At 64.0% G+C, this 17,542-nt stretch carries 9 protein-coding genes; 1 reads left to right on the top strand and 8 read right to left on the bottom strand.

All coding sequences use genetic code 11. From position 1 onward, the window contains the following. Window positions 1-5 precede the first annotated feature (5 nt). From ACJ8IJ_RS14735 to fes, 5 genes are all read right to left on the bottom strand, one after another. Window positions 6-1,211 (bottom strand): isochorismate synthase, encoded by a 1,206-nt coding sequence (locus ACJ8IJ_RS14735; RefSeq protein WP_442518751.1) that lies wholly within the window; start codon window positions 1,209-1,211, stop codon window positions 6-8. A gap of 212 nt (window positions 1,212-1,423) precedes the next feature. Next, window positions 1,424-2,680, bottom strand: a complete 1,257-nt coding sequence (gene entS, locus ACJ8IJ_RS14730; protein WP_049186372.1) for an enterobactin transporter EntS — start codon at window positions 2,678-2,680, stop codon at window positions 1,424-1,426. Window positions 2,681-2,855: 175 nt separating this feature from the next. Further along, complete coding sequence (locus ACJ8IJ_RS14725) at window positions 2,856-6,800, bottom strand: enterobactin synthase subunit F (protein WP_442518750.1); 3,945 nt, start codon at window positions 6,798-6,800, stop codon at window positions 2,856-2,858. 32 nt (window positions 6,801-6,832) lie between these two features. After that, a complete protein-coding gene (locus ACJ8IJ_RS14720; RefSeq protein ID WP_004930023.1) occupies window positions 6,833-7,039 on the bottom strand; it encodes an MbtH family protein in 207 nt (68 codons plus the stop codon). Next, window positions 7,014-8,387 carry an enterochelin esterase gene (gene fes / locus ACJ8IJ_RS14715; protein ID WP_074469401.1) on the bottom strand — a complete coding sequence of 458 codons (1,374 nt, stop codon included), beginning with the start codon at window positions 8,385-8,387 and terminating at the stop codon, window positions 7,014-7,016. The genes ACJ8IJ_RS14720 and fes overlap by 26 nt, the downstream gene beginning before the upstream one ends. Window positions 8,388-8,671: 284 nt before the next feature. Here fes and ACJ8IJ_RS14710 point away from each other — a divergent pair, with 284 nt between their 5' ends. After that, window positions 8,672-10,954: a TonB-dependent siderophore receptor gene (locus ACJ8IJ_RS14710; RefSeq protein ID WP_440484730.1), complete on the top strand. Its 2,283-nt coding sequence runs from the start codon at window positions 8,672-8,674 to the stop codon at window positions 10,952-10,954. A gap of 59 nt (window positions 10,955-11,013) precedes the next feature. On the opposite strand, the gene ACJ8IJ_RS14705 is transcribed toward ACJ8IJ_RS14710, so the two are convergent. From ACJ8IJ_RS14705 to ACJ8IJ_RS14695, 3 genes are all read right to left on the bottom strand, one after another. Further along, window positions 11,014-12,246 carry a YncE family protein gene (locus tag ACJ8IJ_RS14705; protein WP_004930028.1) on the bottom strand — a complete coding sequence of 411 codons (1,233 nt, stop codon included), beginning with the start codon at window positions 12,244-12,246 and terminating at the stop codon, window positions 11,014-11,016. 47 nt (window positions 12,247-12,293) lie between these two features. Further along, complete coding sequence (locus tag ACJ8IJ_RS14700) at window positions 12,294-15,203, bottom strand: condensation domain-containing protein (protein ID WP_442518749.1); 2,910 nt, start codon at window positions 15,201-15,203, stop codon at window positions 12,294-12,296. A 78-nt stretch (window positions 15,204-15,281) separates the two neighbouring features. After that, entirely contained in the window at window positions 15,282-17,375 is a 2,094-nt protein-coding gene (locus ACJ8IJ_RS14695) for a TonB-dependent receptor (RefSeq protein WP_004930032.1), read from the bottom strand. Window positions 17,376-17,542 lie beyond the last annotated feature (167 nt).

Raw genomic sequence — 17,542 nt, 5'->3', positions numbered from 1 at the left:
TGTCGTTATCCTTGATTCATACCAAAGGCACGCAGAATGGTGCTGAGTTTGGTGCCTGTTTCATGCCATTCAGATTCGGGTGAAGAGTCTTCCACGATGCCGGCGCCGGCGAACAGCCGCACCCGGTTGCCGTCAACGGTGCCACAGCGGATGGTGACCACCCACTCGCCGTTGCCTTCGTCGTCGCACCAGCCGACGATGCCGCCGAACAGGCCGCGATCGAACGGCTCCAGCTTGCCGATCAGGGCGTGCGCCTCGGCCGTCGGCATGCCGCACAGCGCCGGCGTCGGGTGCAGCAGGCAGGCCAGCGACAGGGCGTTTTCGTCGGGAGACGCCGCCTCGCCGTCGATCGGCGTGGAGAGATGCCACAGCGTGGTGGTGGTCAACAATTCAGGGGTGTGCGGCACGTTCAGGTAGCGGCAGCGGCCGGCCAGCACATCACGCATGCTTTCGGTGACGATGCGATGCTCGTGGCGATCTTTCGCCGAGGCCATCAGCCGCTCTCCCACTTCGCGATCGCGCTCTGGGTCGGCCTCGCGCCGGGCGGAACCGGCCAGCGGGTTGGAATAGAAACGGCCGCCGTCCTGGCGCAGCAGCAGCTCCGGGCTGGCGCCCAACAGCGCGCCCTGCTCCAGCGGCACATGAAAATGGAAACCGTGCGGGTTTTGGGCAATCACGCGCGCCATCAGCGCATGGCGATCCACCGGCTGACGCGTTTCGATCTCCAGCAGGCGCGACAAGACCACTTTCTCCAACTCACCGGCCTTCATCGCGTCGACGGCGTCGCTGACCATGTTCATGAACGGCTGCTGTGGCGGCAGCTCCGTTACCCCGGCCAGCTCCGGCCCGTCCGCCGCCGGCCTAACGCCGGCCATAAAGGCGGCGCGATCGAACCAGCGGCTCTGCTGGGGAATAAACAGCGCCGAAGGCTGCCGGGTATCGAACGGGATGGCGCCGCACAGCAGCGGCTTTTTGATGCCGGCCTGGCGGGCCTCGGCAAACGCCTGCCGTACGCTGCGCTGGAACTCGCCGTTCAGATCGGCGCCGTCTGCGGCCGGCAGGCGAATGCGGCTGAAACAACCGGTGGTGGTCAAGCTGCGGAAAGGAGAAGTAAAGAAGAAGCCCGACGCGGGAGAAAAATCAGCGGCAAACCGCTGCTCTTCGCACTCCTGCACTTCCTTTCGATTGATGTCGTTCACGGCAGTATCCATCGCTTCGCCCTCAAGAATTTGAAGTGATAACCAATATAATAATGATTATCATTTGAGTTAATTCCGCGCTAAATTACTCGCCGATATTTGCTATGTCAATAAACGTAAGCACTTCTTTCATTTCGAAATCATGACATAAACGCTGTGGGTTTTACGCATGCCGATGATAAGCATTGCTATTTGATCCCACAGCGTTGTTTTAACGCGTTCGACTACTTTTCTGTGGCGGGCTGCGGCTCCGGTTTGTGCAGCGTAACCTGGCGCAAACCGGTCATGGCGAACAGCAACAGGATGCCGAGCAGCGCCGCGCCGAAGCCGAAACCGCTGGCGCTCATCGCCGGCAGCATAAAGGCGCCCATCGCCCCCAGCAGCAACGCGCCCAGCGCATCGCCAACCACGTTCTGCGCCGTCCACAGGCCATTGATGCGGCCGAGGAAGTTGTCCGGCGTCAGGCTCTGGATCAGACCGTATTGCAGCAGCGAGTTCAGCGCGCTCAGGTAGCCGAACGCCACCAGGCACAGCAACGCCAGACTGTACCACGGCATCAGGCCGAACAGGCCGATGGCGGCGAACGCCGCGATCGCCGTCAGCAGCATCACCCAGCCGGGGCGCGCCACATGCGCCACGCGCCCGCTGGTGAACGCGCCGATGGCGGCGCCGAGCGGCACGGCGGCGTACATATAACCGAGGTGGGCGGCGTCGATGTGCCAACCTTCCGCCATCGCTGGGTACAGCACGCGCACCGCGCTGGCCATGGTCAGCAGCGCGCCGATCAGCGCCACCATGCCGATCACCTTGTTCTGGAACAGGAAGGCGAAACCGCCCGCCAGCGCGCGCAGCGGGTGTTCACGCGGCTGCGGCGGCGGCATCAGCTGCGGCAGGCTCAGCAGCGGCAGCAGCGTCAGCAGGGTGCCGAACGCCGCCAGACCGTAGTTCCAGGCGATGCCCATATGGGCGATCACCAGGCCGCCGATCGCCGGAGAAAGAATCGAGCCGAAGCGCACCGTCAGCATGCTGATGGCGCCCGCCTGCACGATGTTTTCGCGGCCCACCAGCGCCGGCGTGGCCGCCAGCAGCGCCGTCACCCCCACCGCGCCAAAGAAGCCGTCCCACACCGCCAACAGATAAATGGCCGCCAGCGAAGGCGACGGCAACAGGGCGTTGAGACACAGGCCGACAAATCCGACGCCGCAGGTGGAACGCGCAAACAGAATCAGCCGGCGTCGCTCATAGCGATCGGCCAATACGCCCCCCATCAGCAGCCCGGCGAACATGCCGCCGCCGGCCAGCGTCACCGCCAGCCCGACCTGCAGGGTGGAACCGGTCAGCGCCTGGATCTGTACCGGGATGGCGATCGCCATCAACCCCAGCGCCACAATGGAGATAAAGCGCGCGCAGAACACCGCGCGGAAAGCCCGATTGGTTTTCAGCAGGCTGAAATCAAGCAGGATGGAGGGTTTGCTACTCATCGGTTGTTCACCACATCTTTAAACGGGGATTCTGCAGTTGCTGGGCGCTATGCTAGCACAGATGACGAAATCAATAATGATAATAAAAATCATTGATATTCAATTGTGAGCGACCGCAAGAAACGCCGCCAAACGCGGGGCAATCCCCGTGCCTGGCGGCGGGATGAGGGCGTCATTACAGCGTGCGCAAGATCCGGTTCAGCAGCGGCCCCAGCACTTTGAACGACGCCGGCGAAACGATATCGACATGCGCGCAGTCCAGCTCGTGCGCCTGCAGCGCATCGACGTACTGCGACCAGGTTTGCTGCACGTCCATCCCTTCCTGCAGCGTGCGTTTGGCGACGAACAGCGTCGCCTGGCCGTGGAAACGGGCGGTCCGCGTGTGCGACAACAACCGCACCGAATCGGCGTAGTTGGCTTCGATGTTGTCGAACATCGCCGTGCGCGTCTCACCCAGCGCCGGATCGAGCGTGTCCTGCGACACCGCCAGGAACTGCTCGCGCTCACGCTGCACTTCCTTCAACACGTTGTCGTCCAGCATCACGTCCCAGTTTTGGGTCTCCGGCGGATAGGTATCCAGCAGGCCGAGGAACGCCACCTGCTCGCCGCGCGCCTGCAGCCGGGCGGCAATGCCCTGCGCCAGCGTGCCACCCAGCGAGTAGCCGATGAAGTGGTACGGCCCGTGCGGCTGCACCTGCAACACCGTCTGCAGGTGGGCATCCACCACCTGATCCATATCTTCGCTCAGCGCCAGCGGGCCGTCCGGCCGCGGCGACTGGATGCCGACCAGCGACCAGTGCTGATCGAGATAGCGCGGCAATACGCTGAACTGCCAGGAGAAGCCGGATGCCGGGTGCAGGCAAAACAGCGTCGGCCCCTCGGTAACGCGCAGCGGCAATACGCTGTCGAAGCCACTGCGATCGGCCTCTTCCTGCGTGCGATCTTCCGCCAGCAAGGCGGCCAGTTGCTCAACGCGCGACGCCACCATCACCTGGCCGACGGACACCGCCTTGCCCAGATCGCGGCGCAGCTCCGCCGCCAGGCGCATCGCCAGCAGCGAGTGGCCGCCAAGCGCGAAGAAATCGTCGTCGGCGAACACCTGCTCGCGCTGCAGCAAGCGGGCGAATACCGCCGCGATCTCGCTTTCCAACCCGGCCTGCGGCGGCCGTCCTGCCTTGCGTTCACCGCCCTGCGGCTGCGGCAACGCCTTGCGATCCAGCTTGCCGTTGGCGCTCAGCGGCAAATCGTGCATTTCCACCAACGCCACCGGCACCATGTGCGGCGGCAGGCGGTCGGCCAGCGCCGCACGTAAAACTTCCGCATCCCAGCTCGCGCCGGGTTGCATCACCAGATAGCCCACCAGCTGGCGCGCATCGCCGCCGGCGTCCACCGGCGTGCCCTGCAACACCAGCGCATGCGTCACCGCCTGGCGCACGCCCGGCAGCGACAGCAAGGCGTGGTCGATTTCACTCAGCTCGATACGCTGCCCGCGGATCTTCAGCTGATCGTCGCTGCGGCCCAAATATTCCACCGCGCCGTCCGGCAGCCAGCGCGCCACGTCGCCGGTGCGGTACATCCGTCCGCCCTCGCCGAACGGGTCGGCGACAAAGCGGCTGGCGGTCAGATCCGGCCGGCCAAGGTAGCCGTGCGCCAGCTGCACGCCAGTCAGATACAGATCGCCCGCCACGCCCGGCGGCACCGCCCGCAGGCGCGCGTCAAGAATACGCAGCCCGGTGTTCCATACCGGCAGGCCGATCGGCACGTTGGCGCCGGTCACCTTCGCCAGCGCGTCGCCGTAGGCCGGATGCCAGGTCACGTCCACCGCCGCCTCGGTCGGGCCGTAGAGGTTGTGCAACGGCACCGCCGTGCGGCTTTGCCACAGGCGGCACAGCTCCGCCGGCAGCGCTTCACCGCTGCAGAACACCTGACGCAACGCGGCGCAGCTCGCCACCGCCGCGTCGTCGTCCAGGGCGGCCACGAAAGCCGCCAGCATCGACGGCACGAAGTGCAGCGTGGTAATGCGATGTTGGGCGATCAGCTGTTGCATCTGCTGCGGATCGCGGTGCGCCTCCGGCGGCGCCATCACCAGCCGGGCGCCGACCATCAGCGGCCAGAAGAATTCCCACACCGAGACGTCGAAACTGCATGGCGTTTTCTGCAGCACCGCATCGTCCGCCCCCAGCGGATACTGATGCTGCATCCACAGCAAGCGGTTGACGATCGCCTGATGGCCGACCAGCACGCCTTTCGGGCGCCCGGTGGAACCGGAGGTAAAGATGATATAGGCCGCATGATCCGGCGTCGGGCCCGCGATCGCCACCCCGCCGGCGTGATCGGCCGCCAGCGGCGCGTCATACAGCAAGATTTCGCCCTTGTCGGCGAAACGCGCCTGCTGCGCCGGGCTGGTGATGACCAGCCGGGGCGCGGCGTCTTCCAGCATCATCGCCAGCCGCTCGTCCGGATAACCGGTATCCAGCGGCAGGTAGGCGGCGCCCGCTTCCACGATCGCCATCAACGCCAGCGACAGGAACACCGAGCGCGGCAGCGCCACCGCCACGATGTCGCCCGGCCGTACGCCCTGCACAACCAGCTGGCGCGCCAGCGCCGTGACCTGTTCGCGCGTTTCGCGGTAGGTGAAGCTGAAATGCGCATCCGCCAGCGCCGGCGCGTTCGGCGTGCTTTGCGCCTGCTGCGCCAGCAGTTGGCTCAGCGTGGTCGCCGGCACCGGATGCGCCGTGTCGTTGACCCGCGCCAGCAGAGCGCGATCGTCGGCGGTCAGCATGTCGGCTTCGCCGATCGGCAACGTTGCCTGCGCGGCGAACTGCGCCAGCAGCAGCGGCAACCGCTGCAGATGCGCCAGCAGTTCCTGACGGCTGTAACGCTCGGCGTTGGCCAGCAGCTCCACCTTCAGCTGATGGTGTTCGTCGATAAACAGCGCAATCTCCAGATCGCGCACCGGCCCGGAGGCCAGATCGTGGGTAATGCCTTCGATACCGGCGAAGTCCAGCTGGTAATCGAACATTTTGAAGTTGAAGACCGTACCGTACAGCGGTTCGCCGTCGCCGATGCGCCCCAGATCGCGCTGCACCTGTTCGGCGTCGTAGCGCTGATGGCGGCGCACCGTTTTCAGCTCGCGGCTGATGCGGGCGGCGGCCTCATACAGCGTGGCCTGCGGCTCGAGGTGCATCTCCATCGGCAACACGTTGATCACCGGGCCGGCGGCGCACAGGGCGGCCGATCCGGTACGGCGCATAAAGATAAAACCGGCGCTGAAGCTCGGTTGGCCGCTCAGACGCGACACCCACAGCGCCACCAGCGCCACCGCCATATCGGCGGCGTTCAGCTTCTGCTGCGCGCCGCACTGCACCAGTTCGGCGAAGGCCTGCGGATCGCAGCGCTGTTCCAGCCGGTGGATGCGCGGCGTGGGCGTTTGCCCGGCCAGCGGCTGCGGGCAGAGCGTGGCCGGCGGCGGCAGCTGCCGTGCTTTTTCGCGCCAGAAATCGGCGTCGCGTTGCCAGGCCGGCGCCTCCCGGTAAGCCTGGTATTCCGCCACCACGTCGCTGAACGCCGTGAAAGGCGTCGGTTCCAGCGCGTCGCCGCGGCAAAGATGGGTGTAAATCGCCGCCACGCGGCGCGCGATGGCGGTGAAGCTGAAACCGTCCACCAGCAGATGGTGATAGCGCTGATACCAGAACCAGCGGTCATCCGCCAGACGCATCACCACATGACGATACAGCGGCGCGCCGCTGCCGGCGCGCAGATCGCCCGCCAGATCGATGTCCATCAGCGCGCGCGCGGCGGCTTCAGGGTCCGGCGACGTCGTCAGATCGACAAGTTCCGGCTCGTGCACCGCCAGCGCGTCGTCCAGCCATTGCACCGGCACGCCGTCGCGTTCCGCAAAACGCAGGCGCAGCATGTCCACCTCGCCCAGGCCCTGAATGATGGCCTGCAGCAGAGGCTCCACGGCGACAGGGCCGTTGAGTTCGATGGCGTGAGCCACCGCGTAGGCATTGCGATGCGGGGAGATTTGATCGGCGACCCAGATGCCGGGTTGTGCCGCGACCAGCGGCCATTCGCCCGCAAGCGCCGGGCCGCTGAGAGAGTTAGGGGTGTGTGACACTGCTTATTGCTCCCGTGATTACCTGGCGCCGGTCACGCTTCGCGTGCTGCGACCGGCAGAATATCTTGCCAATGCTGTTCCAGCCATTCGGCGCACTCGAGGCGCGCCGCCGGGCCAAAGACGATCGTCCACTCGGACGGAATGGCGCGGAAATCCGGCCACAAACTGTATTGTTGTTGTACGTTGCGCAGCACCAGGCTGCGCTGCTGTTGATCATCGAACGGATTCAGGCTTTCCATCATGTGTTCCTCGTGCCGTCGCCGATGCCGGGTAAGCGGTGGCGAAAGCGGAAGCCCATACCGCCTGCAGCCCATCGGTCAGGCCGCTGCGCCAGCACAGCGCATCGTGCCCGCCTTCCACCACCCGGTAGTGCACCCGATGGCCGGCGTCGCTCAGGCGCGCCGCCATTTCGCCACTGACCCGATGCACCAGTTTTTCCTGCGAACCGGCTTCCATAAAGACCTTCAGCGCGCCGTGGTTGCCCAGGCCGTGGCGTTCGACCTGTTGCATCAGCCAGCAGGCGTCGTCGGGAATGCTCGGCAGCTGCAGCATGTCGCGCCGCGGCCACCAGTAGGAACCGGACTGGGTGATCACCGCGCCGAAGCGCTGCGGCCAGCGCAGCCCGGCATACAGGGAGGCCAGGCCGCCAAAGCTTTGCCCCGCCACCACCGTATCGGCCGGCTTGTCGCTGTGCGGCGCCCAGTCGGCCAGTTGCGGCATCAGTTCTTCCTGCACCGCCAGCCAGAAATCGTCCTTGCAGGTTAATTCTCGCGCCCGGTGCGGCAGATCGATGATGTCGATCAGCACATACACCGCTTCCGGCAACGCCCCCTCACGGGTCAGCTGCATCAGCGGCGCCCAAACCGGCATCTGCTTCGCCCAGAACTGGCCGTCGAGCAAGATCGCGAGCGGGCGCTCGGCCGGTTTGCTGTCGCCGGTGGTGTAGATCCAGACATCGCGGCTGTTGCCCAGGCGCTCGCTCTGCCAGGTATGCCGCTGCAAACGCGCCGGCAGCGGCGGCGTGCAGCGCCCGCTGGCGATCTCATATTCGTCGAACGAACGCCATACCGGCTGCGGCGGCGCATCCGGCATGTGCAGCCCGGAGACGCTGTGACCGCTGGCGCTTTGCCAGGAGCGATACGGGTTGAGCAGATCGGGGGTAGCGCTGGCGAACACCTGGTGCCACCAGTGACGCAGGTTGTGCATGTTGGCGTGCGCATCGTCGCCGCTGAACGCCGGCGGCCGCTCGTCAAAGCAGGGGATAAAGCAGTAGCTGCCGCGCCAGGCGCCGCTCAGTTCGGTCTGCCAATACCACACGTCGGTGCCGGCCAAACGCTGCAGGCTTTGCGGCGGATTCGGCTGATGGTGGTCGGTCAGGCAGTTAATGTTGATCCACACGCGACGGTAGGCGGAGGTCAATTCGCATCCCTGGGGATCGCGCCAGAAAAAGGTGGTGCGCCAGCGGCCGTTACCCGCCGGTTCTACCCATGGCGTACCGCGTCGTGCCACCGTCAACCACCACCCTGGACTGCCCGCATTGCTGCTGGCCAATAATCTGCTGCTTTCTGACTGTAGTTCTGTATTCACAACGCCTACCCATTTTGTAGTTGGCGGCACCGGGAACGTCGACTTTTCCCTATCGCCGGCCACCGCCCGAACGCACTGTACGCCAAATACTATTGATAATAATTTGCATTTGCAATAGTGTGTAAGGCTTGGAGATCGTGCTGGTATTGCGCGCAACGGACAGGGATCGGGGATACATCAATGGCATCCCTTGCCGCAGCCGATTTTCTATTTCCGACTACACAAAAACTACAACCGCCCTTCCCCCCGTTCGGCGAGGGATGGCAGCAAGGTAGGACACTCAGATGAAAAGCAAGCTATCACGTTATTCTTTAGCCACTCTTATCGGCTTGGGATTGGGCGCGTCCGCGTTCGCCAACGCCGCGCAGCAAACCGACACCACCACCACGGAAGAGAACAGCGGCGCCACGGATAAAAAGCCGCGCGGCGAAGACACCATCGTCGTGACCGCCGCCCGGCAGAACCTGCAGGCGCCAGGGGTGTCCACCATCACCGCCGACGAGATCAAAAAACGCCCGCCGGCGCGCGACATCAGCGAACTGATCCGCACCATGCCCGGGGTTAACCTGACCGGCAACTCCACCAGCGGCCAGCGCGGCAACAATCGCCAGATCGATATCCGCGGCATGGGCCCGGAAAACACCCTGATTCTGATCGACGGCAAACCGGCCTCCAGCCGCAACTCGGTGCGTCAGGGCTGGCGCGGCGAACGCGACTCCCGCGGCGATACTGCCTGGGTGCCGCCGGAAATGATCGAACGCATCGAAGTGCTGCGCGGCCCCGCTGCTGCACGCTACGGCAACGGCGCCGCGGGCGGCGTGGTCAACATCATCACCAAGAAAGCCGGCGATGCGCTGCACGGCTCGCTGAACGGCTACTTCAACGTGCCGCAGCACAAGCAGGAAGGCGCCACCAAGCGCACCGATTTCAGCCTGTCCGGCCCGCTGAGCGATTCCCTGAGCTTCCGCCTGTTCGGCGGCTACAGCAAAACGCAGGCCGACGCCTGGGACATTAACGAATCGCATAAATCCGAACGCGTCGGCGCCTACGCCAACAGCGTCCCGGCCGGGCGCGAAGGGGTAGTCGATAAAAACATCGACGCCCTGCTGCACTGGGATTTCGCCCATCTGCAGTCGCTGGAGTTCGAGTACGCTTACGGCCGCCAGGGCAACCTTTACGCCGGCGATACCCAGAACACCAACACCAACCCCCTGGTGCAGAGCAACTACGGCAAAGAGACCAACCGCATCTACCGTGAGACCTTCGGCCTGACCCACCGCGGCGCCTGGGACAACGGCGTGAGCACCAACAACTACGTGCAGTTCGAGCGCACCCGCAACACCCGCCTGAACGAGGGCTTGGCCGGCGGCACCGAAGGCATCTTCGACACCAAGAACACCGGTTTCGGCACCACCAAGCTGGACGACTTCCTGGCGCACAGCGAAGTCAGCGTGCCGTTTGAGCTGGGCGTCGCGCAAACCGCCACGCTGGGCACCGAGTGGACCCAGCAGCGGATGAAAGACGGCACCTCCACCAGCCAAACGCTGATGGGCGGTACCATTCCCGGCATGACTACCGGCACGCGCAGCCCTTACGCTTCCGCACATATCTTCTCGCTGTTCGCCGAAGACAACATTGAGCTGACCGACACCACCATGCTGACGCCGGGTCTGCGCTACGATCTGCATTCGGAATCCGGCAACAACTGGAGCCCGGCGCTGAACCTGTCGCAGGAACTGGGTGATTACTTCACGCTGAAGATGGGCATCGCGCGTTCCTATAAAGCCCCGACGCTGTTCCAAACCAACGGCAACTACCTGCTGTACAGCAAAGGCCAGGGATGTGCCGGCAGCGATACCAAAAACGGCTGCTACCTGCTCGGCAACGACGATCTGAAAGCGGAAACCAGCGTCAACAAAGAGATCGGGCTGGAATTCCATAACGAAGGCTGGCTGGCCGGCGTGACCTACTTCCGCAACGATTACCACAACAAGATTGAGGCGGGTAACTCGCGCATCGCCACCAGCAGCACCGGCACGGCGGTCTATCAGTGGGAAAACGTGCCGAAGGCGGTGGTGCAGGGGCTGGAAGGCTCGCTGAACGTGCCGGTCAGCGAGACCGTCACCTGGAGCAACAACGCCACCTACATGATCGAGAACAAGAACAAGACCACCGGCGATTACCTGTCGGTGATCCCGAAGTTCACCGTCAACTCGACCCTCAGCTGGCAGGCCACGCAGGATCTGTCGATGCAGTCCACCCTGACCTGGTACGGCCGGCAGAAGCCGAAGAAGTACAACTATCAGGGTAAACCGGCCACCGGCGGCGAAACCCGCGAGGTTAGCCCTTACGCCGTCGTCGGCGCCAGCGCAACCTATGATCTGACCAAAAACGTCAGCCTCACCGCCGGCATCGACAACCTGTTCGACAAACGCCAGTTCCGCGCCGGCAACGCGCAGAACGTGGGCGATCCGAACACCGGCGCGATCAACATCGCCGGCGCGGGCGCGGCCACCTACAACGAACCGGGCCGCACCTACTACATGAGCATCAACACCCACTTCTGATGACATGACCCAACGAAAAAGGGGCGCCGCGGCGCCCCTTTTTTTACCTTTCCATTGCGTTACTTGGTGTGCAGCTGAATGCGCACCACGCTTTCCGGCTTGCCGGCCTTGGTAGAAGCGCCATCGTTTTTCACCGTCACGAACAGCGCGTCGCCTTTCGGATCCAACGCCAGGCTGTTAGGGTGCGGCGGCAGGTCTACGGTTTGCAGGCGCTTGAGGGTCTTGGCGTCAAACACCGTCAGCGTTCCGGCGCCGTGATCCACGCGCACGCCTTTGCGGTTGGCGACATACAGCCGCTGGCTACGCTCATCGAGCAGCAGGCCGATCGGCACCTCATCCGTCAGCTCACTGGCCAGCACTTTGCCGCTGTCCGCATCCAGCGCGAATACCCGGTGGCCGCTACTGCGCTTCACATAGTCGTGCCCCAGATGATGATTGCGGTAGTCGTCGCGATCGATGCCCTGATCGACGCCCAGCAGACGATTGCTCGCCGGGTCATACACCAGATTCAGCAGCTGATCGGCCTGCACTTCGTGCGTGGCGGTGATCGCCAGCGTGTCGGCGTTCAGGGTGATCACCTGCCCCTGCATGTTGGAGACGAACACCCGGCGGCCCTTCTCATCCAGCGTGATGCCCACCGCGTTGTAGCCGAAGCCCGGGATCACTTTCTCCAGCTTGCCGGCCTTGGTATCGACCACATACAGCACGCTGTCGACGCCGAAGCCCAGACCCGGCAGGAACAGACGGCCGCTTTGCGCGTCATACTTGAGCTCGCGGAGGCGGTACAGGTAGTCCTCGGTGATTTTAAACTTCTTCAGCTCCGTCAACAGGAAATCCAGACGCTTGCCGCTGATGCCCGCCTGCTTGTAAGCCTGCTCCAGCACCGCTTTGTCCAGCAACTTGATGCTGCCCAGCGCGTGGTTGGTGGTGGTGTCTACCACCCCGACTTCGCCGTTGAAGGCCTGCGTCAGGTACAGGCGATTGCCCGCGTCGTTCAGCGCCACGCCGAAGCCTTTCACCTGCAGCGGGATCTCCGCCTTGATCGCCAGGGTGTTGGGATCCAGCCGCAGCACGCGGGAGCGCGCCTCTTCCTTCCAGTCCGGCGCGCTGACGAACAGCGCCTGTTGCGAAGTGCTGTAGGCCATCTCCACCACCGTCGACGACAGCGCCTGGCGCTTGATGTCCTGCGGTTTGATGCCGGCATCGTCGGCCTGCGCGGCGCCGGCGACCACCAGAGAGGCCGCCACCAGCAGCGACAGTAACGCGCGCGGGGTTGCTAGGGTTCCAGACATCCTTTTATCTCCTTGAAAATCATGCTTTCGGTTAGAGTGAAACAACGTCATGCCTGCGGCCCGGGCGGCAGCGCCGCCAGAGCGATATCGCCAGCGATGTGCTGCGCAAACTGGGTAAAGACGTGCTGAACGCCGTCGGCGATCAGATTGGCCTGCTCCCGGCTGTAGTGATCCTGGCGATAGGTCATCATCACCCGCAGGGATTTCGCCCCCGCCAGATCGTCTTCCATCACCTCAAACTGCAGGCCGAGCAGCGATTCGGCTTTCTCCGGCTCCACCTGACGGTAGGCGATCGCGCTGCCGTCCTGCAGCCGGAACTCGCCGTTCAGTTTGATGCGGCTGTGGATCTGGATGAACACTTCAAACATGTGGTTCTTGCGGTCGGCGTCCACGCCGAACAGCCCTTCCTCCACCAGATCGATCGGAATGTCGGTGTATGGCAGCGAGCCGTTGATGGTGTTTTTCACCTGGCTGACCAAGCCGGCTACCGTCAATCCTTCGTCGAAGCGCACACGGTGCACCACCACGGTGGTGAAGTAGCCGACGGTATCGAAGAACTCGGCGTCGTTACGACCGGAGGTCGAAGTGCCCACCAGCAGATCCGCCGGGCCGCCAAGCAGGCGCAGCGCCGAGGTGATCCCGGCATACACCACGTTGAACAGCGAAGCGTTATTGCGGCGAGCGAGCTGATACAGGCCCTCCGCCACGGCGGGATCGACCTCGAACTCCAGCCAGCCGCCGTTGACGTCCGCCGGCGCCGGCACCGCCGGGTGGGTAGAGGGTTCTTGCCGGAAGATCGGCTGGCCGACCGGCGCGCCGCGCAGCGCATCGAGCCAGTAGTCCAGATGCTGCTGCTGCACCCCGGAGGCCCGCTGCTGCCGGGCGAAGGTGTGGAACTGCGGCGGTTGCCCGCTCCACTGCGGCGCCTGGCCGACGACGCGATGGCGGTAGGCGACGCCCAGCTCATCCATCATCAGGTTGAGCGACCATTCATCCAGCACCACATGGTGGAACAGCAGCGACAGCAACTGCTGGCCGTTGTCCGCATCGCGCAGCAGCGTGACGCGCAGCGGCAGCTCGGCGGCCAGATCGAACCGGTGCTGGCCGGCGTCGGCCAACAGGGCGGCGGCGTTGCCCGCCGGCGTCTCGTGAGAGAAGCGGAACCACTGATAATCCGGCAATTCTGCGGCCGGCACCACCACCTGAACCACCTCGCCCTGCTGCTCGACAAAGCGTGAACGCAGCACGGTATGGCGAGTCATGACGTCGATAAACGCCTGATGCAGCGCCGTTTCATCCACCACATCGAAGAAGCGCAGAGAGAACGGCAGGTTGAAGATCTCGTCATGGCCGAAGGCTTCATACACCTTCCACAGCGATTCCTGCGCCAGCGACAGCGGCGCCTGCGCCCGATCATGATCGTCGGCGGCGGCCACTGGGGCATTCGGCTGCGCGACGTTCAGGCGTTTGGCGTACCCCGCCAGCCCACGCGCCGTCGGATGGCTGAACAGATCGTTAATGTTGATTTCGATCTGATGCAGGCTCAGCAAACGGCCGATCACCCGGGTAGCGACCAGCGAATGGCCGCCGCGATCGAAGAAGTCTTCATCCAGAGTCATTTCCGGCGCCACCAGCGCCTCACGGAACTCCTGCAAAATCAGCGGTGCAACGCTTTCGTCTGCGTCACCCTTCGCCGCCGGCGCGGTAATCGCCGGGGAAGCGGCCTCAGCCGCCGGCAAGGCGACGGCAATTCGCTGCCCGGCCAGGAAGGCGCTGAACTGCTCCAGCAGGAACGGCGCCGCGTGCGGAGACAGACGCGGGTCGGTGACCAGCTCCAGCGTCAGCGCTTCCGCCTCGGGCAAGCCCAACAGCAGCGCCAGTTCAAACGGCGTATGCAGCGGCGGCAACAACAGGCGTTCGGCGTGAACGCCTTCCATGCACCAGTCCGCAGCCAGATCGTCACGCCAGGCCACCAGCAGCTGCGCCCGCTGCGGATCCGGCTGTTCGGCCACGGTCTGCGCCAGCAGCCGCTGCCCGACGTCGCCCTCGCCATGCAGCACGGTCAGGCGCATCAGCGGCGCCGCCGTCAGCCCCAGTTCCAGACCGATGCACTCCGCCGTCTCCGCCGCCGGCACGCACAGCTGCACCGCTTGCCCGCCGGCCTGTGCGGCGACGAACTCGGCAAACCGCGCCGCTACCGCCGCCAGCAAGGCCCGCGGCGTGTCGTTGGCGGGCAACAGCGAGCGCGCAATGCGCGTGACCACGCGCGCGCCCACCGGCGGCAACGCTTCAGCACGCTGCGCCGGGCTGCGGTAATCCTGCAGCGAGACCGCCTGGCGCACCCACGGCAGCTGTGGCTCCGGGGTTTCCGCCAGCTCGACCGGCTCCGCCGCGAAAGGCAGAGGCATCACATCCCCGTTGTAACGGGCGGACAGCATCGCCGGCAGGTGGCGCCAAGGCAGCGCTTCCGCCAGGATGTCATGCAAGACCACGCCCAAAATCACGGCATCGCCCGGCGTGAGCAACAGCAGGCAGCGCAGCGGCGCTTCGTTTTCCAGTTCAAACGGCGTTGCCTGCGCCTGCAGCAGGCAACCCATGGAGTGCTGTTCGTCCGCCACCTGACGCAGGCTCACCGGCAACGGCGCCGAGCCGGCGGGGCGTTTCACCAGACCGTTTTCGTCATCAAAAACGTAACGCACGTTCACGCCCGGCGTCTCCCGCACCAGCGCCTGCAGCGCCGCCGCCAGCCGGGCGATATCCACGTCCCCCGTCAGGCGCCAGGCCAGCGCCCGCTGCCCGCGTGCGTCACCCTGCTGCAGATGGGCGAACCATGCCCGCTCTTCGGCTTCGCTTACCGGCCGTTCGCCGTCCGCCGACGCCGCGCCCAGCGCCTGAAACGCGCTCTCCAGCCGCTGGGCCTCTTCATCGCTCAGAATGCTGTCAAAATCACCGATCACTGCGTTATCTCCTTTGCCCGGCCATGCCGGGATAGCGCACAAAACGGGGGACCTTCGTCCCCCGTCATTGCGATAGCGTTAGAAATTCAGCTCAACCGCCGCGCCGACCATGCGCGGGCGCTGCTGCGTCGCGGTGTAGATGTCGTTGCCGCCAACCATGATGCGGCGCTCGGAGTCGAACAGGTTTTGCGCAAACAGCGTGGCGCGCCCATAGGCGAAGGTGTAGGCCAGTTGGGCGTTAGCCGACCAGTAGGAGCCGATGCGCCCGCGCGAATCGTTGTCATACGCCGAGTAATAGGAGTCCGAGAACGCCACGTTGGTGCTCACTTCCCACCCTTTCAGGAACTGATATTTGGCGCCCATGTTGGCGGTGTAAGCCGGCGCGCGTCCCAATTCATGCCCTTCCACGCCGCTGCCCGCGAACTTTTTGATCTTGGTTTTCAGCAGGCCAACGTTGCCAAACAGTTCGAAGTCCCAACGCGGCTGCCAGGTGGCGCCGATTTCCGCGCCGTAGGTTTCCACCTTGTCGGCGTTGCGGATCACGCTGGAATTCTCACCCAGGTAATAAGGCAGCTGCATGTCTTTGTAATCGTTGTAAAACACGTTGCTGGTCAGCACTACGTTGGCGTCTTTCAGGTGATGGCGGGTGTACAACTCATAGTTCCAGACATACTCGGAACCGTAGGTGTAACTGACGATCGGGCTGCTGAGAGTAATGCCCGCACCGCCGGCGTTATAACCGCGAGCGATCTTGGCGCCGTAGGTTTGGGTGTCCGTCGGTTTCCAGGCCACGTCCAGCTTCGGCAGGAACACGGTATAGGTTTCGTCGAAGTCGATGCGCACCGCCTGGCTGCCGCCGTTGCGTTGGCGATGTTCACGTTCCAGACGGCTGGCGGCAGTCACGTCCACCTGTGGCGTCAGCGCATAGGTCAGCTCGGCGAAGGCCGAGTTAGTGTCGGTTTTATCTTTAAACGTCGCGCCGCCGAAGATATTGACGAACTCATCCTGCTTGGCGTGGAAATAACGCAGCCCCGCCAACCCGTGCAGGCGGCTGTCCGCGCCGCCGAAGCGCACCACCGGTTCTACGTGCACCTCTTTGCCGCCGATGTCGGCGTACGGCAGCTTATAAGCCGTGGCGCGGTTAATGTTGAAATCGGTATAGATAACGCGGTTTTCCAACGCCAGGCCATCGGAGGCCTCCCAGGCCAGATCCCAGATCCCGCTGTTCACATTGCTTTTGAACACCGGCCGACGGATGTCGTGACGCGCACTGGCAGGATGCGGCTGCGGGTTGAGGCTTTCGTTCTGCGGCGCAGTGCTGCCAAAGTGGTTAAAGGTCAGCTTGGTAGTCAGATCGCGCAAACCGGCCGGGTTGAACAACAGCTTGGCGCGAGCGGTGGTGGCCTCCACCTCACGCGGATCGCCCACAGGTTCATAGGCCGGCAGGTCAGCGTCGCTGCGGCGGCGCTGGCGATCGACACTGACGCGGAACGCCAACTGGTCTTCCACCAGCGGGCCGGACGCCATGGCGGCCAACTGCGAGGAGTGCTGGTTGCCGGCCCCGCCCTTGAAGGCGCTTTCCCATTCGAAGGTCGGGTCTTTACTGGCCATGACGATGGCGCCGGCGATGGCATTGCGCCCCTGAATATAACTTTGCGGGCCGCGGAACACTTCGACGCGATCCAGATCCCACAGCGATTGCGGTCCGTAGGCTTGTTCGTTATAGGTCAGCGAACGGCCGTCCAACGACAGGTTGAGGCGCGGCCTGGTGCCGCTGAGAAAAGCGCCGGCACCGGTGGTCGGGCCGGAACCGTCAACGCCACGCACGGTTGGCAGATCGTTGCCGATACCGACATCCACCACGTTGGGTGTCATGCGCAGCAAATCGGGAACCTGTGTCGCATTAGGCATCGAGGCGATGCGGTTGCTGTCGAACACTTCGACGCTGGAGCCGGTGTCGAAAATGGAACGTTTGATCTTCTCACCGGTAACCAGCAGCGTTTCCGCATCCTGGTAGGTTTCGTTGCTCTTCGTTTCCGCCGCGTTGACGTTACCGATCGCCAGTGAACAAACCCCTAAAAATACGGAGGAAAACGCCCCAATGGCTTTCATCCCCGCCTTTTCCCCGTTTCCTACGCTTTCATGCCGTTGAGCCGCAAAATGCTTGCCCATAGATGTCTTCTCCTTTCATCCCAGAGGTGCACAAAATTTGATTTTTTTTACACAACCTACATCGACACTCACACAGACCATGACGCTGCGGCCTTCCCGGCCTTGCTGTTGCTTATCCCTGCGGCAAACCCATGTCTTTCGCGGCCGAACGGGCGCGGCCCCGTCCA

The organism is Serratia sp. CY40230 (assembly GCF_052168835.1).
Taxonomy (GTDB): Bacteria; Pseudomonadota; Gammaproteobacteria; order Enterobacterales; family Enterobacteriaceae; genus Serratia; species Serratia nematodiphila.
Note: the sequence above shows the minus strand (reverse complement) of the source record. Positions and strands in the feature narration are given on the sequence as shown.